Annotated in this window: 22 protein-coding genes; 6 read left to right on the top strand and 16 right to left on the bottom strand. The window is 70.4% G+C overall.

Annotation, left to right across the window (positions count from 1 at the left end; translation table 11 throughout):
* Nucleotides 1-39: 39 nt before the first annotated feature.
* From HBB12_RS23600 to HBB12_RS23575, 6 genes are all read right to left on the bottom strand, one after another.
* Nucleotides 40-2,031, bottom strand: a complete 1,992-nt coding sequence (locus tag HBB12_RS23600) for a quinol:electron acceptor oxidoreductase subunit ActD (protein WP_236991591.1) — start codon at nt 2,029-2,031, stop codon at nt 40-42.
* A complete protein-coding gene (locus HBB12_RS23595; protein ID WP_236991590.1) occupies nt 2,028-5,003 on the bottom strand; it encodes a TAT-variant-translocated molybdopterin oxidoreductase in 2,976 nt (991 codons plus the stop codon). The genes HBB12_RS23600 and HBB12_RS23595 overlap by 4 nt, the downstream gene beginning before the upstream one ends.
* Nucleotides 5,000-5,659 (bottom strand): cytochrome c3 family protein, encoded by a 660-nt coding sequence (locus HBB12_RS23590; protein ID WP_236991589.1) that lies wholly within the window; start codon nt 5,657-5,659, stop codon nt 5,000-5,002. Before HBB12_RS23590 ends, HBB12_RS23595 begins: the two co-directional genes overlap by 4 nt.
* Before the next feature lie 465 nt (nt 5,660-6,124).
* Nucleotides 6,125-6,580 (bottom strand): GNAT family N-acetyltransferase, encoded by a 456-nt coding sequence (locus HBB12_RS23585; protein WP_236991588.1) that lies wholly within the window; start codon nt 6,578-6,580, stop codon nt 6,125-6,127.
* A gap of 32 nt (nt 6,581-6,612) precedes the next feature.
* Complete coding sequence (locus HBB12_RS23580; RefSeq protein ID WP_236991587.1) at nt 6,613-7,266, bottom strand: PRC-barrel domain-containing protein; 654 nt, start codon at nt 7,264-7,266, stop codon at nt 6,613-6,615.
* Between the two features lie 50 nt (nt 7,267-7,316).
* Nucleotides 7,317-7,661 (bottom strand): hypothetical protein, encoded by a 345-nt coding sequence (locus HBB12_RS23575; RefSeq protein WP_236991586.1) that lies wholly within the window; start codon nt 7,659-7,661, stop codon nt 7,317-7,319.
* A gap of 462 nt (nt 7,662-8,123) precedes the next feature.
* On the opposite strand from HBB12_RS23575, the gene HBB12_RS23570 reads away from it, so the two are divergent.
* The 4 genes from HBB12_RS23570 to HBB12_RS23555 all read left to right on the top strand — a co-directional run bounded on the left by HBB12_RS23570 (nt 8,124) and on the right by HBB12_RS23555 (nt 11,584).
* On the top strand, nt 8,124-8,273 hold the full coding sequence (locus HBB12_RS23570) for a hypothetical protein (RefSeq protein WP_236991585.1): 150 nt from the start codon (nt 8,124-8,126) through the stop codon (nt 8,271-8,273).
* Nucleotides 8,274-8,312: 39 nt separating this feature from the next.
* Entirely contained in the window at nt 8,313-9,680 is a 1,368-nt protein-coding gene (locus HBB12_RS23565) for an ATP-binding protein (protein WP_236991584.1), read from the top strand.
* 1 nt (nt 9,681) lies between these two features.
* Entirely contained in the window at nt 9,682-10,218 is a 537-nt protein-coding gene (locus tag HBB12_RS23560) for a response regulator transcription factor (protein ID WP_236991583.1), read from the top strand.
* Between the two features lie 118 nt (nt 10,219-10,336).
* Nucleotides 10,337-11,584 (top strand): acyl-CoA dehydrogenase, encoded by a 1,248-nt coding sequence (locus tag HBB12_RS23555; protein ID WP_236991582.1) that lies wholly within the window; start codon nt 10,337-10,339, stop codon nt 11,582-11,584.
* Here HBB12_RS23555 and HBB12_RS23550 read toward each other — a convergent pair.
* The 10 genes from HBB12_RS23550 to rpsF all read right to left on the bottom strand — a co-directional run bounded on the left by HBB12_RS23550 (nt 11,581) and on the right by rpsF (nt 20,839).
* A complete protein-coding gene (locus tag HBB12_RS23550; protein ID WP_236991581.1) occupies nt 11,581-12,102 on the bottom strand; it encodes an opioid growth factor receptor-related protein in 522 nt (173 codons plus the stop codon). The genes HBB12_RS23555 and HBB12_RS23550 overlap by 4 nt on opposite strands.
* Before the next feature lie 30 nt (nt 12,103-12,132).
* Nucleotides 12,133-12,414 carry a hypothetical protein gene (locus HBB12_RS23545; RefSeq protein WP_236991580.1) on the bottom strand — a complete coding sequence of 94 codons (282 nt, stop codon included), beginning with the start codon at nt 12,412-12,414 and terminating at the stop codon, nt 12,133-12,135.
* Between the two features lie 63 nt (nt 12,415-12,477).
* Nucleotides 12,478-13,578, bottom strand: a complete 1,101-nt coding sequence (sfnG, locus tag HBB12_RS23540; RefSeq protein WP_236991579.1) for a dimethylsulfone monooxygenase SfnG — start codon at nt 13,576-13,578, stop codon at nt 12,478-12,480.
* 186 nt (nt 13,579-13,764) lie between these two features.
* The gene (locus HBB12_RS23535; RefSeq protein WP_236991578.1) at nt 13,765-15,015 is read right to left on the bottom strand and encodes an acyl-CoA dehydrogenase family protein; all 1,251 of its coding nucleotides are present in this window, start codon (nt 15,013-15,015) and stop codon (nt 13,765-13,767) included.
* A 366-nt stretch (nt 15,016-15,381) separates the two neighbouring features.
* Entirely contained in the window at nt 15,382-16,479 is a 1,098-nt protein-coding gene (gene alr / locus HBB12_RS23530) for an alanine racemase (RefSeq protein ID WP_236991577.1), read from the bottom strand.
* A gap of 96 nt (nt 16,480-16,575) precedes the next feature.
* The gene (locus HBB12_RS23525) at nt 16,576-18,063 is read right to left on the bottom strand and encodes a replicative DNA helicase (RefSeq protein ID WP_236991576.1); all 1,488 of its coding nucleotides are present in this window, start codon (nt 18,061-18,063) and stop codon (nt 16,576-16,578) included.
* Nucleotides 18,064-18,334: 271 nt separating this feature from the next.
* Complete coding sequence (rplI, locus tag HBB12_RS23520) at nt 18,335-18,907, bottom strand: 50S ribosomal protein L9 (protein WP_236991575.1); 573 nt, start codon at nt 18,905-18,907, stop codon at nt 18,335-18,337.
* A gap of 107 nt (nt 18,908-19,014) precedes the next feature.
* Complete coding sequence (locus HBB12_RS23515) at nt 19,015-19,980, bottom strand: DUF2232 domain-containing protein (protein ID WP_236991574.1); 966 nt, start codon at nt 19,978-19,980, stop codon at nt 19,015-19,017.
* Between the two features lie 112 nt (nt 19,981-20,092).
* Nucleotides 20,093-20,347 (bottom strand): 30S ribosomal protein S18, encoded by a 255-nt coding sequence (gene rpsR / locus HBB12_RS23510; protein ID WP_236991573.1) that lies wholly within the window; start codon nt 20,345-20,347, stop codon nt 20,093-20,095.
* A 3-nt stretch (nt 20,348-20,350) separates the two neighbouring features.
* Entirely contained in the window at nt 20,351-20,839 is a 489-nt protein-coding gene (rpsF, locus tag HBB12_RS23505) for a 30S ribosomal protein S6 (protein WP_093568495.1), read from the bottom strand.
* A gap of 540 nt (nt 20,840-21,379) precedes the next feature.
* On the opposite strand from rpsF, the gene HBB12_RS23500 reads away from it, so the two are divergent.
* Both HBB12_RS23500 and HBB12_RS23495 read left to right on the top strand, forming a co-directional pair.
* Nucleotides 21,380-22,333: an acetyl-CoA carboxylase carboxyltransferase subunit alpha gene (locus HBB12_RS23500; protein WP_236991572.1), complete on the top strand. Its 954-nt coding sequence runs from the start codon at nt 21,380-21,382 to the stop codon at nt 22,331-22,333.
* 298 nt (nt 22,334-22,631) lie between these two features.
* Nucleotides 22,632-24,176 (top strand): L,D-transpeptidase family protein, encoded by a 1,545-nt coding sequence (locus HBB12_RS23495; protein ID WP_236992870.1) that lies wholly within the window; start codon nt 22,632-22,634, stop codon nt 24,174-24,176.
* Nucleotides 24,177-24,572 lie beyond the last annotated feature (396 nt).

The following is a 24,572-nucleotide window of genomic DNA, read 5'->3' as shown; positions in this document are numbered from 1 at the left end:
AGGATACGAGCGCCAGCGGAAGAAGGAGCGCGAGACGCTTCACAGCGGCACCCTCCGGACCATCAGTGGCCGGCCCTGCGGCAGCCGCGCCAGGGCCTGCTCGATCCGGGCCGGATCGAAGCGCGGGCCCGCCGCCTCCAGCGCGAGGAAGAAGCGGTCCTCGCTGGCGCGGGAAAACCCCGGGATCGCGAAGGCCGGGTGGTTGAGCCGCGGCAGGCGGTTCTGGAACAGCAGCGCCAGCAAGGCCGTCAGCCCGCCGCAGAGCGTGCCGAACGACACGCTCGGCACCAAAAAGGCCTGCCAGGAGAAGCGGGGACGGCCGCCGACATCGAACACGTAGTCGAAGCCGGTGGCGTAGAGGCACATGGCCATGAAGGCGATGCCCCCGCCCAGCGCCGCGCCGAGGGCGAGGAGCGGCAGGATCCCGGCCGGTCGCCCCAGAGTCTCGGCGGCGCGGCGCATCGGCACCGGCCCGTAGGTCTCGACCCGGGCGCCGAAATCGCGCTGCTTCAGGGCCTCGATCGCCGCCGCGAGGGCACCAGAATCGTCGAATTCGGCGCTGACGCCCCAGAGCCGTGCGCTGTCCGTCTCCGCGAGGGTCGGTGCCCGCTCGCCGCTCGGGCGCCCGTCCGGGTGGCTCTCGGCGAAGCGCCGCGTCTCGGCGATCGAGACCATCGGCAGGGTGCGTAAAGCCAGCAGCAGCAGGGCGAGGAACAGCCCGATCGTGCCGGCGAGCGTGGCGAGGCCCCAGGCGCCGATGGAATAGGGATGGGCCGAGGAGGGCAGGAAATCGTGGCTCAGCGTCACGATCAGCAGCATGAAATGATCGCCGAAGCTGCCGATGGCCGCCGCCACGCCGACCAGCGCCACGACGAGGCCGGAGCGGCGAAAACCGGAGAACCAGAACAGCTGCACCGGCATGAGGGCGAGGACCACGATGATCCAGAACGCCCAGGCATGCGAGCCCGAGAGCCGGCGGACCAGCACCGCCCGGTCGTAGGCATCGCCGTGGAGCAGGCTCGAGAAGATCTCGGTGGCATAGCAATAGGCCGAGGCGAGGCCGAGACCCAGCATCAGGCGGGCCATGAGCGCGACGTGCCGTTCGGTGATGAGCGCGTCGAGGTGGAGCGCCCGGCGCACCAGCACGGAGAGGGCTGCGGTGACCCCGACGCCCGCGAGCAAGGAGGCGGCGAGGAAGCTCACCGGCAGCAGCGTGTCGTGCCAGCCCGGCAGCACGGTGCCGGAGAGCATCACCGAGGCCCCGGTCTGGAGAGAGACGACGAGGACGAGGGCCAGCGCCGACAGGGTGCGGGTGGCCATCAGCCAGCGCTCCCAATGGGTCGAGGCCCCGCGCCAGCCGAGCGCCAGGATGCCGTAGGCCTGCGCCTTCAGGAGCGTCAGCCGCCGGGTTCGGCCGCGCTCGTCGGATTCCGTGAGCGCCGCCTCAAAGGCGCGGTCACGGAGCGTGGCGAAGTCGGGCAGGAGGCCGACATACCAGAGCGAGAGGCAGACCCCGAGAAAACTGATGATGTCGACCGCGTCCCAGACCAGCGGTGAGCGGAATTGCGGCCACAGCGCCAGGGTGTTGGGGTAGGGCAGGGTCCAGTAGAACACCCAGGGGCGCCCGAGATGGATGATCGGGTAGAGGGCTGCCGCCGCCGCCGCCAGGATCGCCGTGGTCTCGGCGATGCGGTCCAGCCCTGAGCGCCACGCCGCGCCGGTGAGCCGCAGGGTGGCGGAGGTGAGGAGCGCCCCGCAGGCGATGCCGATCCACCAATCGTAGGCGACGATGTCGAGCGCCCAGACGACCGGGTTGTTGTTGTGCCAGATGCCGACGCCGTTGATGAGCAGCCAGGCGAGGGTGACGGCGAAGACGCCGAGAAGCCCGCAGGCCCCCGCGAAGGCGATCCACCAGGCCCGCGAGCGGGTGCGGGCCGGGGCGCCGGTGACGGCGCGGCCGATCGAGGCGAAATCCTCGCCCTTGCCGAGGAGGCCGGCCCGGGCCGGCAGGGATGTGACCGTCCCGCTCACAGGGCGCTCCCGGGCTTGACGGCGGCGTCCTCGACCAACCGGGCGAGGTAGGTGGTGCGCGGCTTGGTGTTGAGTTCGGCGAGCAGCCCGTAATTGCGCGGATCGGCGGCGGCCGCGGCGACCCGGCTGCCGGAATCGCGCAAATCCCCGAAGGTGATGGCCCGGGTCGGGCAAGCGCCCTGACAGGCGGTCTCGACCGCGCCGTCGGGGATCGGGGCGTGGTCGCTCTTCGTCGAGTCGATCCGCGCCGCGGCGATGCGCTGGACGCAGTAGGTGCATTTCTCCATCACGCCGCGGGCCCGGACGGTGACCTCCGGGTTGCGCTGCTGCTGCTGCACCGGCGCCACGTCGCCGGAATAGTCGAGGTAGTTGAACCGCCGGACCTTGTAGGGGCAGTAGCTGGAGCAGGCCCGCGTTCCGACGCAGCGATTGTAGACCATGAGGTTCAAGCCCTCGCGGTCGTGGATTGTCGCCTCCACCGGGCAGCCGACCTCGCAGGGCGCCTGCTCGCAATGCATGCAGGGCACCGGCATGAAGTGGGTTTTGGGGGCGTCGAGCCCGCCCTCGTAGTAGCGGTCGATCCTGAGCCAGTGCAGCCAGCGGCCTAAGCCCACCTGCTCCTTGCCGACGACCGGGATGTTGTTCTCGGACTGGCAGGCGGTGACGCAGGCATTGCAGCCGATGCAGGCATCGAGGTCGATCACCATGCCCCAGGCGCGCTCGTGATCGTAGCGCCCTCCGGCTGAGGTCGGGGCCGGGGGATAGAGCGAGGGCAGGGCCGCGCGGGAGGCGACGGGAGTGGTGCTGCCCACGGCCTGGACGCGGACGAAGTCGTGCCCCTCCATCGTGCCATGGTTCTGGGTGGTGACCGGCGGCGCCCTGCGGCCGGTCTTCGCCAGGGTCGCCTCGGCGAGACGCCAGGGCGTGGCGCTGGCGCGCAGGGGCGAGGCGTCGTAGCCGATCCCGTCCGCCAGCTGCTCGGGGATCCGCCGGCCGTAGCCGAGGAAGACCGTGACGGCGTCGTCGGCCTGGCCGGGCTGGATCCAGGCCGGCCCCTCGATCCGCCGCCCCTCGGCCTCCAGGGTCACGACGTCGCCCTGGCGAAGTTCCTCGCGCTCGGCGAGGGCGGGACTCACCGCGATCACGTTGCCCCACACCACCTTGGTCAGGGGCTTGGGCAGCTCCTGCAGCCAGGCGAGATTGGCGAGGCTCCCGTCCCACACCGTCGCGTCGGGCCGGAACAGTACCTCGACCCGCCTTGCCGGGCCGGCAGGGGAGGGGGCGGGGCGGGGCGCCGCTGCGGTGGCGGGCAGGGCTGCGCCGACGGTCTCGGGCGGGAGCGCGCTGTTCTCCAGGAAGCCCGCCTGCAGGAAGGCCTCGCGCCGGGCGGTCCAGGCGGCCTCGGACTCGCCGGACGAGCGCCAATGTGCGTCGAACAGGGCGGCGCCGTCCTTCGCCTCGGCATCGGTCAGGATCGACAGGATCTCCGGACCCGAGCGGCCGTCATAGAGCGGCCGGATCGTCGGCTGGATCAGCGTCACCGTCCCGTCGAGGGAGCGGGCGTCGCCCCAGGCTTCGAGCGGATGGGCGAGCGGCAGGTTCCAGTCGCAGTGGAACGCGGTCTCGTCCTGGTAGAGCCCGGCATGGATCTTGAGCGGCACCCGCGCCATGGCGTCGAGGAAGCCGAGATCGCCCGGCGCCTCGTAGACCGGGTTGACGTCGAGCATCACCAGGATCCGCACCTCGCCCCGGCCCATCGCCTCGGTGAGGGCCGACAGGGGCTCGGGATCGAGGACCGGCACCGGCGCGGTGTGGAACACGGTCCGGCCGGTATTGCCCAAAGTCGCGTTGAGGCGATGGACCTGGGCCAGCAGTTCCGGCCCGGCCTGTGCTCCGGCGAGCACGATTCCGTTGCCGCGGGCCGCGTTCAGCGCCGCGAAGGCCTTTTGGCGCCATGCGGCGGCCGGGCCGCCGCGATCCTCCGCCGTGCCGCCCCCGGCCTCGGCGAGGAGGTCGCGGACGAGGGCGTCGAGGCCGTCGGAGCCGATGACGAGGGGGGCATCGGCCTTGGCCGAGGTCAGGTTCGGGCTCGGGCCGGCATGGTGGAGGGCGACGAGCCGCCCCTCGCCGGCGGCCTTGCGGCGGGCCTCGATCCAGTCCCGCGCCTGCCCGACCTGGCCCGGCCCGGGATCGAGCACGTCGCCGTCGAGCGAGACGACGACCCTCGCCTGGTCGAAGCGCCAGCGGGTCTCGAGCGGCCGGCCATAGGCCCGGCGCGTGCCCTCGTAGAGCGCGTCCCGCCCGACCGGGGCCGAGACGTGCCAGCGCATCGCCGGAAAATCCCGGCGCATCGCGGCGATTTGCGCGGCGAGCGAGGGCGAGGTCACCGGCCCGGTGACGAGGTGGAGGCCGCGCCCGCCCTCACTGGCCTTGAGCGCCGCGAAGCGCCCGGTCATGGCGGCGCGGAAGGCCTGCCAGGAACTCGGCCGGCCGAGATGCTGCGGGGTCTGGAGCCGGAACGGATCGTAGAGCCCGAGCACCGAGGATTGGGCGAACACGTCGGTGCCGCCGCGGCTCCAGGGATGCTCGGCATTGCCCTCGATCTTGAGCGGCCGGCCGTTGCGGGTGGTGACGGTGATGCCGTTGGCGAAGCCGTCGATCAGCGCCGCCGAGGCATAGGCGAGGGGCGCGCCCGGGATGATCCGCTCGGGCTGGCGGACATACGGAATCTCCTTGGTGCGCCCGTCCGGCTGGCCGCAGGCGGCCAATCCGCTCATCGCGAAGGAGGCGGCCATCAGCTTGAGGAAGCCGCGCCGGTCGGGAGCGGCGGCGAGCCGCGCGGCGGCCGGGTACTCGGTGTCGAGGAAGGCCCGGAACTCGGGCGAATCCGCCACCGCGTCGAGGCTGCGCCAGAAGGCCGGGCCGTCGCCGGCGGCGAGGCGGGCGCGGAGCGCGCCGATGTCGTCTGTCATCGGTGGCAGATCCCGCATTCGGTCAGGCGCTCGCCGCCGCGGATATGGTACTGGCGCACCAGATCCGGCCCGAGCGTGGCCTGGTTCGCCGGCGGGCTCCAGGTCATGTTGAGGATCTGGTCCTTCGGCCGCACGTATTTCTCGGGGTTGCGGTGGCAATCGAGGCAGAAGCTCATCTCGAAGGCGTTGGCCCGGTAGGTGAGCTGCATGTCGGTGACGCTGCCGTGGCAGGTCGAACAGCCGATGCCGTTGGTCACGTGGACGGCGTGATTGTAGTAGACGTAGCCCGGCAGCTTGTTCAGGCGGGTCCAGACCAGGGGCTGATCCTTGGCGTAGCTCGCCCGCACCGGTTCCAGCATGTCCGAGCCGGACCAGATCTGGCTGTGGCAGGTCATGCAGGTCTGGGTCGGCGGCAGGCCGGCGGTGGCCTGGGTTTCCACGGTCGTGTGGCAGTAGCGGCAGTCGATCTTCAATTCGCCCGCATGGTGCTTGTGGCTGAACGGCACCGGCTGGGCCGGCGCCACCCCCACGCCGGTGACGTAGGACGAGCGCACCAGCCCCGCCCCCACTACCGGAAGCGCCGCCAGGCAGGCCGCAAAGGTGAGGAGCGCAAGGCGCAGGAGGGCATCCGCGCCCGGCGCGAAGAGCTGGCGCACGACGTCAGGCTCCAGTCCGGGGGGAGGCCGACGCGTCATGACTTGAGGCGGGAATCACGCTCTGCACGCCGTCCTCGTCATGCCGTCGCGGCTCAGTTCGGTACGATGCGGGATTAGGTGGCGCAGCGCCCGGCCTCGGCCAGATGCCGCGGGTGCGAGAAAGGCCGAATGTCACAGCTCTGCAACCGGCGCGCCCGCCCGCCTCATGCCGAGGTGGCCAAGTTGTCATGCGATTGCCGATCGGTCTGTTCAGTAAACAATGGAACGCGTCTCCTCTCTCCCGTGTGGGAGAGGAGCCGGGGGTGAGGATGACACGCTTCCGCGATAAAAATCGGACCGTAGTGCGGGCAGCGTGACGCCTTGAGATTTACATTGAAGCGTATCACCCTCACCCCTACCTCTCTCCCACACGGGAGAGGGGACCCCGCGCTTCATTGGTTCGGGGGCGGAGCGGCGGAATTTATATTACACGTCCCGCACCATCAGGGCCGCACCCGCACCGTAGCCGGGGGGCGGCGCCTCCGGGATCGGCCGGAAGCCGTGGCGGTGCCAGAAGCCGGCGGCGTTCCCGACCGCGACAAGCACCATTCCGGGCAAGGCGCGCCGCCGGGCTTCCTCCCGCATCAGCCCGACGAGGTCGGAGGCGGCGCCGCGGCCCCTGGCCTCGGGCAGCAGCGCCACGTCGTGGATGCACCAGGCGCCCGCCGGCTCGGGCAGGGCACCGAGGAGCGTGTCGAGGTCCGGCACCGAGCGCGCCCGCCAGGGATGGCCGACGGCGTAGCCCAGCAATCGATCCCCGGCGGCCAGCGCGAAGCAGCCCTCCGGGCACAGGCGCAGGCGCTCGACCATCACCGCGTCGTCCTCCGGGTAATCCGGATGGATGCGGGCGGCGATGGACGAGGCGGCGGCGAGGTCCGGCACCCGTAAAGGGCGCCAGCGTAAGGACGGCGTGCTCAGCGGGCGGCCTCGTACTTGAAGGCCGGCGCGGCCTGGAGTTCGGCCTTCGTCAGCCGCACCTCGGCCTCGGCCACCGTGCCGTCGGGCCCGGTCGCCAGCACCGTGGCGCGGCCCCGCGGCGCGGGCGCCGCGACCGAGCCGGTGGCGTCGTCGACGGTGCCGCTGCGCTTCTCCGGCACGGCGGCCAAAGCCCGGTCGGTCACCTTGGCACCCGGCATCGTCTCCGGACCGGCGGTATCGGCAGCCGCGTCGCTCGGCGCGCGGCCGGGCGTGGTGAAGGAGGGCGGGGCCTCGGCGGCGGCGGCGCCGGTGTTCCAGGCCATCGTGTCGAACGGCACCGCCACGGATTTCTGGCCGATGCCGAGGAAGCCGCCGACGCCGATCACCACCGCCCGCACCCGCCCGTCCTCGGTGAGGAGCACGTCCTCGATCTCGCCGACCCGGACGTGGTCCATGCCGATCACCTTGACGCCGACGAGCTTCGAGGCCCGCACGAAGCCGGGCTCCGGCCGGGTCAGGAATCCCGCCGCCGGATCGGGGGCGGCCGGACGCTGCTGCTGCTGCTGCTGCTGCTGCGCGAGCGCGGGCACGGCCATCAGCACGAGGGCGAGAGGCAGGGCGCCGAGAAGCGTGCGTGGGGCGGTCGTCATGTCGGGTCTCCTGGCTGTCATGGTCTCCAACGGGACGGAAGCGCCACGGTTCACCAGCGCAGACGGTCCATCACCCCGCCAAGGGCCGCCCGCGCCGAGCCCGCCGCGCCGATCGCCCAGTCCCGCGCCCGGGCGACGACGCTGCGGGTCGTGCGCGCCCGCGCCTCGGCCTCCTGGGCCGCCAGCATCGCGCGGACATAGGCGTCCTCGTGCGGCTTGCAGGCGGCGAGCGCGGCCCTCTGCGCCGCCCGCCGCTCCATCCCGAAGGCCTGGCCGCCGAAGGCCTGCCGCACGCAATCGTGCCAGCGGGTCTCCAGCGCAGCGAGGCCGGCCTCCTCGGCCGGGGCCGGCCCGCCCGCCAGGGCCAGGAGCACGAAGGACAGGGGCAGCGGCAAGACACTAAGCAGATTTCGCAAAAGTGGCGGCCGGTTTTGCGACAAAAATCTGCGATAATTCAACAACCCAAGCGGACGAAGCGTTGGCTTGCCAACGCAAGTCTGCTTAGGCCGCAGCCGCCGCAGCGTCGCCGCGGCGATCTCTGCGAAAGGCTTCATGGTCGCACTCACGATCGAAGGCTCCCGCAGCGGCGCCTCCTTGAACGCAAGATCTCGGGCGGATTCGAGGCCGGAACGACTTTGTGCGCTGGCGCACATCGGGCGACGCACACGGAGCGGTGGCGAGTGACGAATGTTGACATTCATCACTCCTCCGGTAGGTTCTGGGCATGCGGCCGGGCCGGCCGCGACTTCGGGTTGAGCTCCGCCCCCTCGCTCCGCTCGAAGCCGTGAACGGCCCGGCCGTACCCGTTTCCGCCGCCCCGGCTTTACGCGCGGCGGCGTTTCTGGCACCGCCCGCCGATGTCGCTGCGCGCCTGCCTCGTCCTCGCCCTGCTCACCGGCCTTGCGGGCCTCTCCTTGCGCCTCGCCGTGCCGGTCACGCCGGTCGACCAGGATTACCGCGACGTGGTCGCGTTCTACCGCGCCCTGCCGGCGGGGAGCGGGCATTGAGCCTGCGGGGGCCGATCCCGTCCCCGGAGAGCTGACGGCATGACCGACTGGGCCGCCCTGCACCGGACCGCCCGCGAGGCCGTGGGGCGAGCGGCGCGGCGCCTCGGCATCGGCACCCTGGCGGGCCTCGGCGATCCCGGCACGCCCGAGGACCATGACGGCGGGCGTCAGAACCTCCTGCTCCTGGTGCAACTGCGCTGGATCGCGGTGGCGGGCCAGGTCGTCACCATCGCGGTGGCGCAAGCGGGCCTCGGCATCGCGCTGCCGCTCGGGCCCATGGCGGTGGTGCTGGCCGGGCTCGTCATCCTCAACCTCGTCAGCCTGGCCTGGATCGCCCGCAGCGGCACCGTGAGCGAGGGCGCGCTGTTCGTCGCCCTCCTCCTCGACGTCGTGGCGCTCACGGTGCAGCTCTCCTTGAGCGGTGGTGCCACCAACCCGTTCACCTCGCTGTTCCTGCTCCAGCTCACGCTCGCGGCGGTGCTGCTCAGCAGCCGGGCGACGATCGGCCTCGTCGCCGTCACCACCGCGGCGCTCGGCCTGCTGATGCTGGCCTACCGGCCGCTGGTTCTGCCGCCGGACGACGACAGCGGCGAGCTGTTCCGGCTCTACCTCGTCGGCATGCTGGTGGCGTTCGTCATCGATGCCGCCCTGATCGCGGTCTTCGTCACCCGGATCTCGCGCAACCTGCGCCGGCAGGATGCCCGACTCGCCTCCTTACGCCAGCGCGCGGCGGAGGAGGACCACATCGTCCGCATGGGACTCCTCGCCTCGGGCGCGGCGCACGAGCTCGGCACGCCGCTCTCCTCGCTCTCGGTGATCCTCGGCGACTGGCGCCGGATGCCGGAACTCACCGCCTCGCCCGACATCGCCCGCGAGATCGAGGAGATGCAGGAGGCGGTGGGGCGCTGCAAGGCGATCGTCACCGGCATCCTGCTCGCCGCCGGCGCCGCCCGCGGGGAGGCGCCGCACCTCACCACCGTGCGCGGCTTCGTGACTGAGCTCGTCGGCGACTGGCGCCGGATGCGATCCTGCTTCTGCCTGGAGGTCCGCGACGAGTTCGGCGAGGACCAGGAGATCGTCTCCGACACCGCGCTCAAGCAGGTGCTGTTCAACGTCCTCGACAACGCGCTGGAGCTGTCGCCCAACTTCGTCGAGCTGGCCGCCTGGCGCGACGGCGACACCCTGCGGCTCTCCGTCACCGATCGCGGCCCGGGTTTCGCGCCCGAGATGCTGGCGCGGCTCGGCCAGCCCTATACATCGAGCAAGGGCCGCCTCGGCGGCGGGCTCGGGCTGTTCCTCGTCGTCAACGTCGTGCGCAAGCTCGGCGGCACGGTGGAGGCCCGCAACCGCAGCTATGGAGGCGCCGTCGTGACCATCAGCCTGCCGCTCTCCGGCCTGACGGTGTGAGATGGCCGACGACGACCGCCTGCTCGTCATCGTCGAGGACGACGAACGCTTCGCCGCCACCCTGACCCGCTCCCTCGAGCGGCGCGGCTATACCGTCGTGAGCCTCACCGGCCTCAGCGCCCTGGAAGCGCTGCTCGCCGAGCGAACCCCGGCCTACGCCGTCGTCGACCTGAAGCTCAACGGCGAATCGGGGCTCGCCTGCGTCAAGGCGCTCCACGACCACGATCCCGGCATCCTGACGGTGGTGCTGACCGGCTATGCCAGCATCGCCACCGCCGTCGAGGCGATCAAGCTCGGCGCCTGCCATTATCTCGCCAAGCCCGCCAACACCGACGACATCGAGGCGGCCTTCTCCAAGGCGGCGGGCGACGTCGACGTGTCCCTCGACGGCCGGCCGACCTCGATCAAGACGCTCGAATGGGAGCGCATCCACCAGACCCTGGTCGAGACCGACTTCAACATCTCGGAGACGGCGCGCAGGCTCGGGATGCATCGGCGGACGCTCGCCCGCAAGCTCGACAAGCAGCCGATCAAGTAGCGCGCTTCCCGCGGCGTCTGCCGCCTGCATGGCTGGCGCGTGCGGAATGCGATTTCGCATCCTGGCGAAGCCGGCACGCCCGGGGTAACGTCCCGGCCGAAATGCAAGGAGGAAATGCATGAACGCCCCGTCCGCCGCGGTCGCCACCCAGACCAACCTCAGCCCGGTGAAGCCCCATGAAGGGACCCGCGGCGCGTTCCGGTGGGACGACCCCTTCCTGCTCGACGACCAGCTCACCGACGACGAGCGCCTGATCCGCGACTCGGCCCGCAGCTTCGCCCAGGAGCGCCTGCTGCCCGGCATCGTCGAGGCCTATGCCGAGGAGAAGACCGACCGTTCGCTGTTCAACGCCATGGGCGAGCTGGGCCTCCTCGGCGTCACCCTGCCGGAGGAATACGGCTGCGCCGGCGCGTCTTACGTCGCCTACGGCCTCGTCGCCCGCGAGGTCGAGCGGATCGATTCCGGCTACCGCTCGATGATGAGCGTGCAGTCGTCGCTCGTCATGTACCCGATCTACGCCTATGGCGACGAGAACCAGCGCAAGAAGTACCTGCCGAAGCTCGCCTCCGGAGAGTTCGTCGGCTGCTTCGGCCTGACCGAGCCGGATGCCGGTTCCGATCCGGCCGGCATGAAGACCCGGGCCGACAAGATCGACGGCGGCTACCGCCTGTCGGGCGCCAAGACCTGGATTTCGAACGCTCCCATCGCCGACGTGTTCGTGGTCTGGGCGAAGTCGCCCGCCCACGACAACCAGATCCGCGGCTTCATCCTGGAGAAGGGGATGAAGGGGCTCTCGGCGCCGCAGATCAAGGGCAAGCTCTCGTTGCGCGCCTCGATCACCGGCGAGATCGTGATGGACGGCGTCGAGGTGCCGGAGAGCGCGCTCCTGCCCAACGTCTCGGGGCTCAAAGGTCCGTTCGGCTGCCTCAACCGGGCGCGCTACGGCATCTCCTGGGGGGCGCTCGGCGCGGCCGAGGATTGCTGGCATCGGGCGCGGCAATACACGCTCGACCGCAAGCAGTTCAACCGGCCGCTGGCCCAGACCCAGCTGGTGCAGAAGAAGCTCGCCGACATGCAGACCGAGATCGCGCTGGGCCTCCAGGGCTCGTTGCGGGTGGGGCGGCTGTTCGACGAGGGCCGGATGGCGCCGGAGATGATCTCGCTGGTCAAGCGCAACAATTGCGGCAAGGCGCTGGCGATCGCCCGCGAGGCGCGCGACATGCACGGCGGCAACGGTATCATGGGCGAGTACCACGTGATGCGCCACGCCCAGAACCTCGAGACGGTGAACACCTACGAGGGCACCCACGACGTCCACGCCCTGATCCTGGGCCGGGCGCAGACCGGGCTGCAGGCGTTCTTCTAACCTTCCACCGCTTTCCGCCAATATTCGAGGCTCTCCGGGTTCACCGGGGAGCCTGCCAGCCGGTCGAGGGTGAGAACATCCTCGTAGAAAGCCCTGGCTTCACCCGGCCCGACGAGGTCGCGCAGGGATGTGAGGATGCGGGTGATGCGCAGGTGGTTGTGGTCGAAGGCCGTCAGCCATCCCTTGGTCTGAACATAGAAGCGCACCATCCGGACCCTGGCGGCAAGCAGGCCGGACTGAGCCAGGGAATCGCTCCGGATTGCCTCGGCCTCCGCGTCCCCGAGCACCGGCGACCCTGGGACTGCCCGGCTCGGCTCGCGCAGCGGGAACAGCCACTGGATGAAATCGTGCTCGCGATCCAGGCGCGCATCATCGAAAGCCAGCACGTCCGACAGAGTGCGTCCGCTTCCGTCCTGACCCTGACAGGCGAGGAAGGCGTGGATCGGTCCGGCGCTCGTCCAGGTCCATTCCTTCTTCGTCGATTGCTTCTTCGCGACCTCCTTCCGCGCCTTCGTCATGCCCGGCCTCCTCGCGTCATCTCTCCCGATCTATGGCGAGGCGCAGCGGCGGACAGGCGGGGCGATCGCGCAATCGAGGCTGCATTGCTGGCGCGCGCCGCAGAACCACGACAGGCTACCGCTCTTGAGGCAGGCGCCGCCGCACTGGCGGTAGGTCCCGTAGATCGGCCGGACATAGACCGGCTCGGTCAGCGTCCGCGTCCGGCTCATCTCCCCCGCGAGGGCCTGCACGGCGGCGAGGGAGACAAGAAGCGCCGTCGTGCAGGAGCGAAGAAGGGTCATGGTCTCGGCAGCCGTGGCGTGGGCTGCCATGATCAGGTCATCGACGCACCGGGTCGATTAAATTGCGATTCATCCGGGGCCTGGTCGCGCGCGTCAGGCCGCCTCCTTGCGCTCGGCCCGCGCCGCCTCCAGTGCCCGCACCCGCGGGATCACCTGTTCGCCGAAATACTTCACTTCTTCCTGGAAATGCAGGAAGCCGAGCAGCGCGAGGTCGGCGCCCGCATCCTTGAGCGCGAGGATGCGCTCGGCGATCTGGTCCGGCGTGCCGATCAGGTCGGTGCGAAAGCCGTCATTGTACTGCACCAGGTCCTCGAAGGTGGAATTCGCCCAGTTGCCCTGGCGCTCCGGCGAGGCCGCGCCGGCATTCTTCACCTCGTGGCCGAAGGCGCGCACCGCGTCCGGATCGGCCTGGTCGATGATGTCCTTCAGGACGGCGCGGGCCTCCGCCTCGGTGTCGCGGGCGATCACGAAGGCGTTGACGCCGATCTTGACGTGCCGCCCCTCGGCTTCAGCCTTGTGGCGGATATCGTCGACCTGGAGGCGGATGTTCTCCGGCGTGTTGCCGTTGGTGAAGTACCAGTCGGAGACCCGGGCCGCCATGTCCCGCGCCGCCCGCGAGGAGCCGCCCTGGAAGATCTCCGGCAGGGGCTCGGCCGGTTTCGGCTTCAGGGTGTAGTTGCTGTAGCGGTAGAAGTCGCCCCGGAAGGTGAAGTTGTCCTCCGTCCAGATCCCGCGCAAGCTGCGGATGAATTCCTCCGAGCGGCGGTAGCGCTCGTCGTGGTCGAGCCAGGGCTCGCCGATCGCCCGGAATTCGCCCGAGAACCAGCCGCTGACGATGTTGACGGCGATGCGCCCACCGGTGAGCTGCGAGATCGTCGCCACTTGCTTGGCCGCCAGCGTCGGGTTCCACGGCCCGGGCAGGAGCGCCGCGATGACGTTCAGCTTGGTCGTGGCGGCGAGCAGGGCGTGGCTGAAGGCGACCGATTCGTGCTGGTACTCGGCGCCGTAGCCGGCGGTGAAACGGATTTGCGTCAGCGCGTAATCGAAGCCCGCCCGCTCGGCGATCCGCGCCAGGTCGCGGTTGTAATCAGCGTCCCAGGACGTGCGCTGGGGGATCTTGCTGACGACGAGGCCGCCGGAGACGTTCGGCACCCAATAGGCGAAGCGGATCGGCTCTGCGGTTTGCTGCGTCATGGCGGGTCCTCGCTCATCGATTGTCGAGAAGAACCGGCGCCGTGATAGTCGAACGGCGCGGTTGACCTTCAGTATCGAAGGCCCTATCCGCGCCGTCAAAAGCATCGTCGTGCTTTTTTGCTGCCTGCGCGAAAAACCCGTTCTCCCGAACGGGCCGCCCGCGCTGATGATCTTCCGAATCGCCGCTCAGGCCTTCGACCGCTCGCGGTTGCCGTATTGCGCGAGTTCCAGCCGGGCGATCGAGCGGTTATGGACCTCGTCCGGCCCGTCGGCGAGGCGCAGCGTGCGGATGCGGGCGTAGGAATAGGCCAGCCCGGCATCGCTGCTGACCCCGGCGCCGCCATGGGCCTGGATTGCGTCGTCGATGATCTTCAGCGCCATGCGCGGGGCCGCGACCTTGATCATCGCGATCTCGAGCTTGGCGCCCTTGTTGCCGACCTTGTCCATCATGTCCGCCGCCTTGAGGCAGAGGAGGCGCGTCATCTCGATATCGGTGCGGGCCTCGCCGATGCGCTGCTCCCACACCGAGTGGTCGGCGATGCGCTTGCCGAAGGCGACGCGGGACAGCAGGCGCTTGGCCATCTTCTCCAGCGCCTCTTCCGCCACCCCGATGGTGCGCATGCAATGGTGGATGCGCCCCGGCCCGAGGCGCCCTTGCGCGATCTCGAAGCCGCGGCCCTCGCCGAGCAGCAGGTTCTCGGCCGGGACGCGCACGTCGTTGAGGATCACCTCGGCGTGCCCGTGGGGCGCGTCGTCGTAGCCGAAGACCGGCAGCATCCGCACCACCTCGATCCCGGGCGTGTCGAGCGGCACGAGGATCTGCGATTGCTGCTGGTGCAGGGGGGCGCTGGTGTCGGTCTTGCCCATCACGATCGCGACGGCGCAGCGCGGGTCGCCGACGCCCGACGACCACCACTTGCGGCCGCTGATCACGTAATGGTCGCCGTCGCGGCGGATCTTCGTCTCGATGTTGGTGGCGTCCGAGGACGCGACGTCCGGCTCTGTCATCAGGAAGGCCGAGCGGATCTCGCCCGCCATCAGAGGGGTGAGCCAGCGCTCCTTCTGGGCCTTGGTGCCGTAGCGGTGCAGCACCTCCATGTTGCCGGTATCGGGCGCCGAGCAGTTGAACACCTCGGAGGCCCAGGAGATCCGGCCCATCTCCTCGGCGCAGAGCGCGTAATCGAGGTTGGTGAGACCCGCGCCGCGGAACTCGCCGTCGTCGTGCTGGGGGGAGGGGGGCAGGAACAGGTTCCACAGCCCGGCCTCGCGGGCCTTGGGCTTCAATCGCTCGATCACCGGCACCGGCTGCCAGCGATCGGTGCCGAAGGCCTCCATCTCGGCCTTGTAGGTCGGCACCATGGGGCGGACATGCTCGTCCATGAAGGCCCGGACCCGGTCGCGCCAGTGGCGCTGCCGCTCGGAGAGGGTGAAGTCCATGCGCGAATCCTCCCGTCGCCAGGGTCTCTCGCGCCCCGGCCTTGCCGGAGGTGAGCCTAGCGCCAACCGGGCTCGAGCAAAACCGCCTTTTCGAAAGGGGAGGAGGCGATGGGCTGCACCGGGGCCGTACCGGATTTTCGAAGGCTCTGTCGCTCGCTCGACGCGGTTCATACCCTCAGTGTCATCCCGGGGCCGCGCAGCGGAACCCGGGATCCATAAACGCCGACGATTCAGGATGAGGCGGGACGGTTTTCGTCCATTTTTCCACGTCAGCGGTTATCGATCCCGGGTTCTCGGCTGCGCCGAGCCCCAGGATGACACGGAGGGCGGCAGTCCTGTCCGGCCAGAACGATCCGGAGCGATCTTTCAGCCCCGATACACCCGCTCGTAGCGTCGCCCGAGCCCGGTCAGGATCTCGTAGCCGATCGTCCCGGCACTGCGCCCGACCGCGTCGACGTCGAGGCCGTCGCCGATGAGCGTCGCGGGTGCGCCGCGAAACAGGGCCCCGGGCGGCGCTTCGGTCACGTCGAGGATGATGAGGTCCATCGAGACGTTGCCGGCAAACGGGCAGCGCACGCCGCCGACCACAGCCTCGCCGCGGCCGGTCGAGGCGCGGGGAAAGCCGTCGGCATAGCCCAGCGACAGGGTGGCGAGGCGGCGCGGCCCCGGGGCGACCCAGCGAGCATTGTAGCCGGCGGTCTCGCCGGAGGCGACCTCGCGGACCTGGAGAATACCGGCCTCGAGCCGCACCACCGGGCGCATCGGATTGTCGCGCCCGGGCCGCGGGTTGCCGCCGTAGAGGGCATAGCCCGGCCGCGCCAGGTCGGCGCGGCAGGAGGGCAGGAAGTCGCCGGAGGAGTTCGCCAGTGAGGCTCGGATTCCCGGATAGGCGGCGCGCACCCGCGCGAACTCCGCCGCCTGATGGTCGGTGAGCGGATCGTGCTCGACCTCGGCGCTGACGAGATGGCTCATCAGGAGGTCGATGCCGGCTTGCTGCACGATCGGGTCTCCGGCGAGCGCCAGTCCCTCCGGCACCGACAGGCCGAGGCGGTTCATGCCGGTATCGACGTGGAGAGCCGCCGGGCGCGTCACGCCCTCCTGACGGTTCGCCGCCGCCCACTCGGCGACCTCCTCGCGGGAGCCGAGCACGGGGTGCAAGCCCGCGGCGCGGTAGGCCGCCGCGCTGCCCGGCGGAAATCCGTTGAGCACGTAGATCGCCGCCTCCGGTACTGCCTCTCGCGCAGCGAGCGCTTCCGACAGGTGGGCGACGAAGAAGGTGCGGCAGCCCTCCGCCCACAGGGCGGGCGCGGCCCGGGCGATCCCGCAGCCATAGGCATCGGCCTTGATGACCGCGGCGGTCTCGGGGCACTCCGCGGCTTTCGCGAGAATCCGCCAGTTCGCCCGCAGGGCCGACAGGTCGATGGTGAGGCGGCCGCCATGGCCGATGGGTGTGGGCTCGGTCATGATCTCGCTCCTCGGCCCCGGTCTACCCTCTGACGAGGGGGCAAGGCCAGGGCCGAGGAAGGGGGCGCCTGCCCGAAAGTCAGGCGAGGCGGTGCCTCACATCGTATCGGGCAGCCGGTCGCCCTGCGCCAGGTTCGAGAACCGGGTGATCTCGGCATCGAACTGAAGCTCGACCGTGCCGGTGGGGCCGTGGCGCTGCTTGCCCAGGATCACCTCGGCCTTGCCGTAGACGCGGTTCATCTCGGCCTCCCAGGTGAAGAACTCTTCCGTACCCTCGCGCGGCTTCTTGTTCTTGACATAGTATTCCTCACGGAACACGAACATCACCACGTCGGCATCCTGCTCGATCGAGCCCGATTCGCGCAGGTCCGAGAGCTGCGGCCGCTTGTCGTCGCGGGCCTCGACCTGGCGCGAGAGCTGCGACAGGGCGACGATCGGCACCGCCAGTTCCTTGGCGAGCGCCTTCATGCCGGTGGTGATCTCGGTCATCTCCTGCACCCGGTTCTCGCCCTTCTTCGACGAGCCGGAGAGCAGCTGGAGGTAGTCGACGACGAGCAGGTCGAGGCCGCGCTGGCGCTTGAGCCGGCGGGCCCGCGCCGCGAGCTGGGCGATCGAGATGCCGCCGGTCTGGTCGATGTAGAACGGGATCGTCTGCATGTCCCGGGCGGCGTCGGTGATCTTGTAGAATTCCTCCGGCCGGATGTCGCCGCGGCGGATCTTGTAGGAGGCGACGCCCGATTGCTCGGCGATGATGCGGGTGGCGAGCTGCTCGGCCGACATTTCGAGCGAGAAGAAGCCGACGATGCCGCCGTTCTTGGTCGCGATCGAGCCGTCGGGCTGCTTCTCGCCGACATAGGCCTTGGCGATGTTGAACGCGATGTTGGTGGCGAGCGAGGTCTTGCCCATGCCGGGACGGCCGGCCAGGATGATCAGGTCCGAGGCCTGCAACCCGCCCATCTTGGCGTCGAGGTCGGACAGGCCGGTGGCGATGCCCGACAGCCGGCCCTCGCGCTGATAGGCCTTGGCCGCCATGTCCACCGCCGCCGTCAGGGCGTCGGAGAATTTCTGGAAGCCGCCGTCGTACTTGCCGGTCTCGGCCAGCTCGTAGAGCCGGCGCTCGGTCGCCTCGATCTGCTCGCGCGGCGAGGTCTCGACCGGGGCCTCGTAGGCGCCGTTGACGAGGTCCTCGCCGATGGTGATGAGCCGCCGGCGCAGGGCCAGGTCGTAGATCGTGCGGCCGTAATGCTCGGAGTTGATGACCGTGGTCGCCTCGGCGGCGAGCCGGGCGAGGTACTGGCCGACCGTGAGGCCGCCGAGATCGGCATCGCCCAGATAGGTCTTCAGCGTGATCGGGCTCGCGAGCTTGCCCGCCTTGATCAGCGTGATCGACACCTCGTAGATCCGCCGGTGCACCTCCTCCATGAAGTGCTCGGGCAGCAGGAAGTCCGAGACCCGGTAGAACGCGTCGTTGTTGACCAGGATCGCGCCGAGCAGCGCCTGCTCCGCGTCGATGTTGTGCGGCGCGACGCGGTATTCCTGCTGCACGGGTTCGAGATTCGCCGTCAGGGTGCTGGGAATGGCCATCCGGCGGGGCTCCGGCTCAATCGAGGGGGCGGCACGGGTCGGGGCGACCGCGTGTCGGAACAAACGCTGCGGCGACCATCGCACCACCATCGTTGACCAAACCTTGACCGAAGGGTGGCGAACGGCGGTTCGAAACGACAGCGGGGCCCGCGACTCACGCCGCGGACCCCGCCATGCTGGAACAAAATGGGAACAAGTCAAGCCCGGATCCCGGGCTTGTCCCCGCTGTCCCGGCTATCCCGCCCCGGAGGACAGGACAGCGTGTGGATCGTCAGCGGTCGAGGCTGGCGTCCGGGCCGGCCTCGGCCAGGGCAGCGCCGACCTCGAGGCCGAGATCGTCGAGGTTGAACTCCTCGCGGGTGGTGGTCGACTCGCCGCGGGCCTGGCGCTCGGCCTCCTCGGGGCTGCGGGCGATGTTGACGGTCACGGTGACCTCGACCTCGGGGTGCAGCACCACCGGGACGGTGTGCAGGCCGAGCGTCTTGATCGGCTGCGCGATGTTGAACTGGTCGCGGTTGATGGTGAAGCCGTCCTGGGTCACCACCTCGGCGAGGTCGCGCGGGGAGACCGAGCCGTAGAGCACGCCGGTCTCGCCGGCCTGGCGGATCAGCACGAAGCTCTTGCCGTTCAGGGTCTCGCCGACCTTCTCGGCCTCGGCGCGACGCTCGAGGTTGCGGGCCTCGAGCTGGGCGCGCTGGTCCTCGAAGCGCTTCTTGTTGCCTTCCGTGGCGCGCAGGGCCTTGCCGCGGGCGAGCAGGAAGTTGCGGGCGAAGCCCGCCTTCACCTTCACGGTCTCACCCATCTGGCCGAGCTTGGCCACGCGCTCGAGCAGGATCACTTCCATGGTCGTCGTCCTTACGTTGGTGAGGCTTTTCGGGCCTCGGGGTGTGATGGCGGAGCGTGCCCGCCGTCGGGGATCCGGATCGCCTCGCAGCGGCCCGGGGATTCAGGTCAGGCCACCGGCGGAACTTGCGCCGGCCGGCGCCGCCCGGTCAGGGCGTCGACGAGGCCGAACAGGGCGAGCGCGGCGAGCGCCAGCCCCTGCGTCAGGAAGACCAGAACGTAGAGGCCGATCAGCATCGGCACGCGGCCGGGCTTGCCGCGGCTGCGGTCGTGGAGCGCCGCCAGGCCCTGCAGGGCGAGCACCGTCGAGAGGGCGCCGAGCAGCGCGACGCCGAAGGCGCCGGCATAGCCCGGCGCGACCGACAGCGCGGCGCCGATCACCAGACCCCACAACGCCCGGCGCGGCAGGGCGGTGGCGGCGAGATCCGGCCAGGGCCGGGCCAGGCGGCCGGAGATCTGCACCACCCGGGCGCCGGCCCAGAGGTAGAAGGTCAGGAGCAGGGTGAACGTCGTCGCCATGATGGCGGGGGCAAGGCCCGCGACCCGCTCGGCGATGCGGGCGAGGTCGTCCTCCTCCAGCCCGGCGCCCCGGGACGGGGCCTCCTGGATCTGGAACTGGAGCATCGCCCGGGCGAGGCGGCGGACCCGGTCCTGGTAGGCGGCGTGGTCGCCCGACGACAGCATCACCACGACGACGAGGGCGATGGACGCGGTGACGGCGACCCAGGCGAGCAGCCGGCCGGTCGGGTACCATTCCATCTCGCCCGACGTCGTCCCACCGGAGACTTTGGGACGGCCCAGCAGCGCGAGATAGCCGAGCCACCACGCGGGAAGGGCGGTCGAGACCAGGAAGGCGAGGCCGCGCAACGGCGAGGCGGCGAGGGCGAGGGCGAGCGTGCCGGAGGCGGCGGCGACGAGGCCGGTCCGGTGGCTCCAGCCCATCGCCACGATCAGGATCGGCAGCGGGGCGAGCAGGTAGAGGGCGAGAGCGAGCGGCGTCGCCTGGACGACGACCCCGATGAGGAGCGCCGAGGCGAGGCCGGCGATGACGCCGATGCCGGTGTGACGAACCATGGAAACCTTATGCCCGCTGTCCCGCCGCCCGGTCCGGGCGCGGTTAGAGGCGGTGCTTGAGACCGCCCCAGCGACCCGGCGGCGCGCTGCCGCCGGGTTGTTGATCAGACGATTAGCGGATCACGTAGGGCAGGAAGCCCAGGAAGCGGGCGCGCTTGATCGCCTGGGCGAGCTCGCGCTGCTTCTTGGCCGACACCGCGGTGATGCGCGAGGGCACGATCTTGCCGCGCTCGGAGACGTAGCGCGAGAGCAGCTTCACGTCCTTGAAGTCGATCTTCGGGGCATTGGGGCCCGAGAACGGGCAGGTCTTGCGCCGACGGAAGAACGGACGACGGCCACCGCCGCCGCCACCAGCACCGAAAGCCATGGCTTACTGCTCCTCGTTCGTGTTGCGCTCGGCGCGCTCAGGCCGCTCCGGACGATCGCCGCGATCCGGACGGTCGCCGCGCTCGGGGCGGTCACCGCCGCCGAAGCCGCCGCCGAAGCCGTCATCGTCGCGGCGACGGCCGCGCTCGCGGTCCTTGCGCTCGTCGCGGTCGCGCTTCTGCATCATCGCGGACGGCTCGGACTCGAGCTCCTCGACGCGCACGGTCATGAAGCGCAGCACGTCCTCGGAGATGCGCATCTGGCGCTCCATCTCGGCGAGGGCCGCCGGGGGAGCGTCGATGTTGAGGAGGGTGAAATGCGCCTTGCGGTTCTTCCGGATGCGGTACGCGAGGGACTTCACGCCCCACATCTCGGTCTTCTCGACCTTGCCGCCGTTCTGCTCGATGACGGACTTGTAGGTCTCGACCATCGTTTCGACCTGCTGCGAGGTCACGTCCTGGCGAGCCAGGAACACATGCTCATAGAGAGCCATGATGGGCCTTTCTCAGGGAGACTAAGGCCCGCTGCACGACAACGCGGGTAAGCGGTTTCGGGCGTCGGGCCGGTTCGTCCTCGCGTCGCACGGCGCCAAGCCCTTCGAGCCTGCAAAGGCCCGAGCGGTTGTTCGAAGGCGGAGACACGGGACGACGGGGCGAACCCCTATGGCGGGTCGTTGGAGATCCGCCACCGTCCGTTCAGCCCCCGGCCGGAGCGAACGCGAGGCGCGGCCTATAGCAGGTTTTCACGAGAGGGCAAGAGGCAGGGCGACGGATGTGTCCGGACCGCGTGCTCGCCATACGGTCCGCGCGGCCGCGAGCCGGGCACCGTCCACGCTCGTTTCTGCCCGGTTCCGGGTCCCGCCCGGCCGGCGTCCCGGGTTGACACGGGCCGGCCCCTCCGCCAAGCCTCCGCGCCGCCCGGTCCCCGATGGGCCGCCCCGACCCGCAGGCGCTCCACACCCGCAGGGCTCGCAACAGGCCCCGGCCTCCCGCCTCGATCTCCGCGACGCCGGCCCGACACAGCATAGGTCCCGATGCGCTCCTACCTCGACTTCGAAAAGCCCGTCGCCGAGCTCGAGGCGAAGCTTGAGGAGCTGAAGGCCCTCGGCGACCGCGACGGCGCGGTGGCGATCAGCGAGGACGTGGCGCGGTTGGAGGCCAAGGCCGCGGCGGCGCTCGCCGAACTCTATGCCGGCCTCACCCCCTGGCAGAAGACGCAGGTGGCCCGCCACCCCCAGCGGCCGCATTTCGTCGATTACTGCGCCGGGCTGATCGAGGAGTTCCAGCCGCTCGCCGGTGATCGCGTCTTCGGCGAGGACGAGGCGGTGGTCGGCGGCTTCGGCCGCTTCCGCGGCCGCCCGGTCTGCGTCATCGGCCAGGAGAAGGGCGCCAACACCGAGGCGCGCATCCGGCACAATTTCGGCATGGCCAAGCCCGAGGGCTACCGCAAGGCGGTGCGCCTGATGGGGCTCGCCGGCCGCTTCGGCCTGCCGGTCCTCACCTTCGTCGACACGGCCGGCGCCTATCCGGGCATCGAGGCGGAGGAGCGCGGCCAGGCCGAGGCCATCGCCCGCTCGACGGAAGCCTGCCTCGGCCTGCCGACCCCGAACGTCACGGTGGTGATCGGCGAGGGCGGCTCTGGCGGCGCCATCGCGCTCGCCACCGCCAACACCGTGCTGATGCTGGAGCATTCCATCTACAGCGTGATCTCGCCGGAGGGCGCCGCCTCGATCCTGTGGCGCGATGCCGGCCGGGCCCAGGACGCCGCCACCGCGATGAAGATCACCGCCCAGGACCTGCTGCGGCTCGGCGTGATCGACGGCATCATCCCCGAGCCGACCGGCGGCGCCCACCGCGACGGCGAGGCCGCCATCCGGGCCGCCGGCGACGCGATCGCGAACGCCCTGGAGCCGCTCTCGGCCCTCGACGCGGAGGCCTTGCGCGACCGCCGGGCGCAGAAATTCCTGGAGATCGGCCGGAGCCTCTGATCCCTCTCCAATCCCCATCTTCCACAGCCCCGCACAACCCACACGGCCCAGACACAACCCGGCCTTGGTTTTGCCGAAGACCGGGCGGATGTCTTCGCGGGTGAACCCCGTGATGCGTGACGTCGGCGTCTTGGCCGGTCCATCGTTGAGCGAATTCCCGCAACCTTGACCGTTCTTGCGGTAAGAGCCGGGTAAGTTTAACGAAGCTATGGGGTTGGGGAGACCGGTCCGCGGCGTCAGTGTGCCGGCGGTCCGATGGCGAGAAGGCGGGGTTCCCATGGTGGGTCTGGCGAGGCGTCTGGCGATGCGTCCGGTGCTGGCGGCGAGCGGGCTCGTCGTCGCCCTGTCCCTCGGGGCGTGCCAGGATGCCGGCTTCTCGGCCGCCGGCTCGGCCCGGGCCCGCGAGCCGATCCCGCAAAAGACCGTCGCCCTGATGGCGACGAAGAACATGTCGCCCCGCGACCCGATCCTGATCCGCGCCTTCAAGAAGGAATCGGAGATGGAGGTGTGGAAGCGCGGGACGGACGGCCAGTACGCGCTGCTCAAGACCTTCCCGATCTGCCGCTGGTCGGGCCAGCTCGGGCCGAAGGTGCGCGAGGGCGACCGGCAGGCGCCGGAGGGGTTCTATCCCATCAGTATGGGCCAGATGAACCCGAACTCATCCTATTACCTGTCCTTCGACACCGGCTACCCGAACGCCTTCGACCGCGCCAACGGCCGTACCGGCAGCTACCTGATGGTGCACGGCACCTGCTCGTCCGCCGGCTGCTTCGCGATGACCGACGAGTCGATCGCCGAGATCTACGCCATCGCCCGCGAGGCCTTCGCCGGCGGGCAGCGGGCGTTCCAGTTCCAGTCCTATCCGTTCCGGATGACGGCGCAGAACCTCGCCAAGTTCCGCAACGACCCGAATATCGGCTTCTGGCGCAACCTGAAGGAGGGCTCGGATTACTTCGAGGCCCTGCACGAGGAGCCGCGGGTCGGCGTCTGCGGCACCCGCTACGTCTTCGGCGGCTCGGACGCGGCGGCGGGCGCCTGCAAGCCGAAGGTCGATCCGCTCGTTGCCGCCAAGCACGAGAAGGACGAGGTCGAGGTGGCCGAGCTCGTCGCCAAGGGCACCCCGGCGACCCGCCTCGTCTACCAGGATGGCGGCCAGCACCCGTTCTTCCGCGAATCCTCGCCGAGCACCCAGCTCTTCGCCGAGCAGGCGCAGCCGCGGCCCAACATGGGGACGATCAGCCGGCCCGAGGCCCTGGCGGCGGCGCCCGAGGAGATCACGATCGAGCCGAAGGTGAAGCCGGTCCTGCTCGCCAAGATGGACCCGAAGTTCGACGCGAAGCACGAGAAGGGCAAGCACGGGGCGGTGAAGCCGACGGCGCTCGCCTTCGCGGCCCCGGCGACGAACCCGGCCCCGATCCCGACCCGCGAGGCCGCTCAGGCCGCCGCCCCGGCGGCGCCGATCACCGTGGCGAGCGCCGACGGCGACCCGGCGACCTACCGCAAGCTCCTCGGCAACCTGTTCGGCGGCGCCCCGGCGGCGCCTCCGGTCGCCCCCGCCGCCCCGCCGGCGGCCGACACCACCCCGGTCGCGGCGATCTCGCCGGCCGCGCCCCTGCCGAAGAAGGTCACCGCCCGGTTCCACCCGGCCGCCCACACGGCGTCGGTGAAGGTCGACGGGCTCAACCCTGCAGCCGCGACGAAGGCCGACGGCAAGCCCGCCGACGCCAAGCATGCGGCCGAGACGAAGCCCGCCGCCAAGCCGGCGGAGAAGGTACCCGAGGCCGGCAAGCGCACCGAGGCGCCGAACCGCAACCGCGTCGCGGCGTCGCAGCCCGCAAACTGAGGACGCTGCACGGAGGGGAGCGTGGTCAGTCGCCCTCCGCAACCGCGCCGTGATCCGTGACCGTTGGGTATCCGCAGAACCTGTTTGAGCGGCCGCGCCGATCGATCAGACCCATGCGCCGACATCTCTCCGCGACATCCCGGGGTTCGTCGAAGACGAGAACCCGGGATCCATGAACGCCGACGGTGCTGGATGAAGCGGAACGCCGGCCGCCTCACTCTCCACGGTCAGCGGTTATGGATCCCGGGCTCCGCTGCGCGGACCCGGGATGACACGGCGGGTTTGAACTCTGTCGAGACGGGTCCGGATACGCCCTGCGTCGCGCGGAGCAAGGTCCGCGCATCTCTCGTTCTTGCATCATCGTTGGCGCCGAGCCGGTAACCGGCCCGGCGAATG

The organism is Methylobacterium sp. SyP6R, assembly GCF_019216885.1.
GTDB lineage: Bacteria > Pseudomonadota > Alphaproteobacteria > Rhizobiales > Beijerinckiaceae > Methylobacterium.
The sequence above is the reverse complement of the archived record's forward strand: the minus strand, read 5'-3'. Positions and strand labels throughout refer to the sequence as shown.

What these genes read in the sequence shown, in the direction of transcription:
- rpsF (WP_093568495.1), bottom strand. Translation starts at nt 20,839, where the DNA reads ATGGCTCTCTATGAGCATGTGTTCCTGGCTCGCCAGGACGTGACCTCG.
- HBB12_RS23570 (WP_236991585.1), top strand. Translation starts at nt 8,124, where the DNA reads ATGTCGCTGCGCGCCTGCCTCGTCCTCGCCCTGCTCACCGGCCTTGCG.
- HBB12_RS23515 (WP_236991574.1), bottom strand. Translation starts at nt 19,980, where the DNA reads ATGGTTCGTCACACCGGCATCGGCGTCATCGCCGGCCTCGCCTCGGCG.
- rpsR (WP_236991573.1), bottom strand. Translation starts at nt 20,347, where the DNA reads ATGGCTTTCGGTGCTGGTGGCGGCGGCGGTGGCCGTCGTCCGTTCTTC.
- HBB12_RS23545 (WP_236991580.1), bottom strand. Translation starts at nt 12,414, where the DNA reads ATGGCAGCCCACGCCACGGCTGCCGAGACCATGACCCTTCTTCGCTCC.
- HBB12_RS23555 (WP_236991582.1), top strand. Translation starts at nt 10,337, where the DNA reads ATGAACGCCCCGTCCGCCGCGGTCGCCACCCAGACCAACCTCAGCCCG.
- HBB12_RS23560 (WP_236991583.1), top strand. Translation starts at nt 9,682, where the DNA reads ATGGCCGACGACGACCGCCTGCTCGTCATCGTCGAGGACGACGAACGC.
- HBB12_RS23535 (WP_236991578.1), bottom strand. Translation starts at nt 15,015, where the DNA reads ATGGACTTCACCCTCTCCGAGCGGCAGCGCCACTGGCGCGACCGGGTC.
- HBB12_RS23525 (WP_236991576.1), bottom strand. Translation starts at nt 18,063, where the DNA reads ATGGCCATTCCCAGCACCCTGACGGCGAATCTCGAACCCGTGCAGCAG.
- HBB12_RS23595 (WP_236991590.1), bottom strand. Translation starts at nt 5,003, where the DNA reads ATGACAGACGACATCGGCGCGCTCCGCGCCCGCCTCGCCGCCGGCGAC.
- sfnG (WP_236991579.1), bottom strand. Translation starts at nt 13,578, where the DNA reads ATGACGCAGCAAACCGCAGAGCCGATCCGCTTCGCCTATTGGGTGCCG.
- HBB12_RS23565 (WP_236991584.1), top strand. Translation starts at nt 8,313, where the DNA reads ATGACCGACTGGGCCGCCCTGCACCGGACCGCCCGCGAGGCCGTGGGG.
- HBB12_RS23580 (WP_236991587.1), bottom strand. Translation starts at nt 7,266, where the DNA reads ATGACGACCGCCCCACGCACGCTTCTCGGCGCCCTGCCTCTCGCCCTC.
- HBB12_RS23500 (WP_236991572.1), top strand. Translation starts at nt 21,380, where the DNA reads ATGCGCTCCTACCTCGACTTCGAAAAGCCCGTCGCCGAGCTCGAGGCG.
- HBB12_RS23550 (WP_236991581.1), bottom strand. Translation starts at nt 12,102, where the DNA reads ATGACGAAGGCGCGGAAGGAGGTCGCGAAGAAGCAATCGACGAAGAAG.
- rplI (WP_236991575.1), bottom strand. Translation starts at nt 18,907, where the DNA reads ATGGAAGTGATCCTGCTCGAGCGCGTGGCCAAGCTCGGCCAGATGGGT.
- alr (WP_236991577.1), bottom strand. Translation starts at nt 16,479, where the DNA reads ATGACCGAGCCCACACCCATCGGCCATGGCGGCCGCCTCACCATCGAC.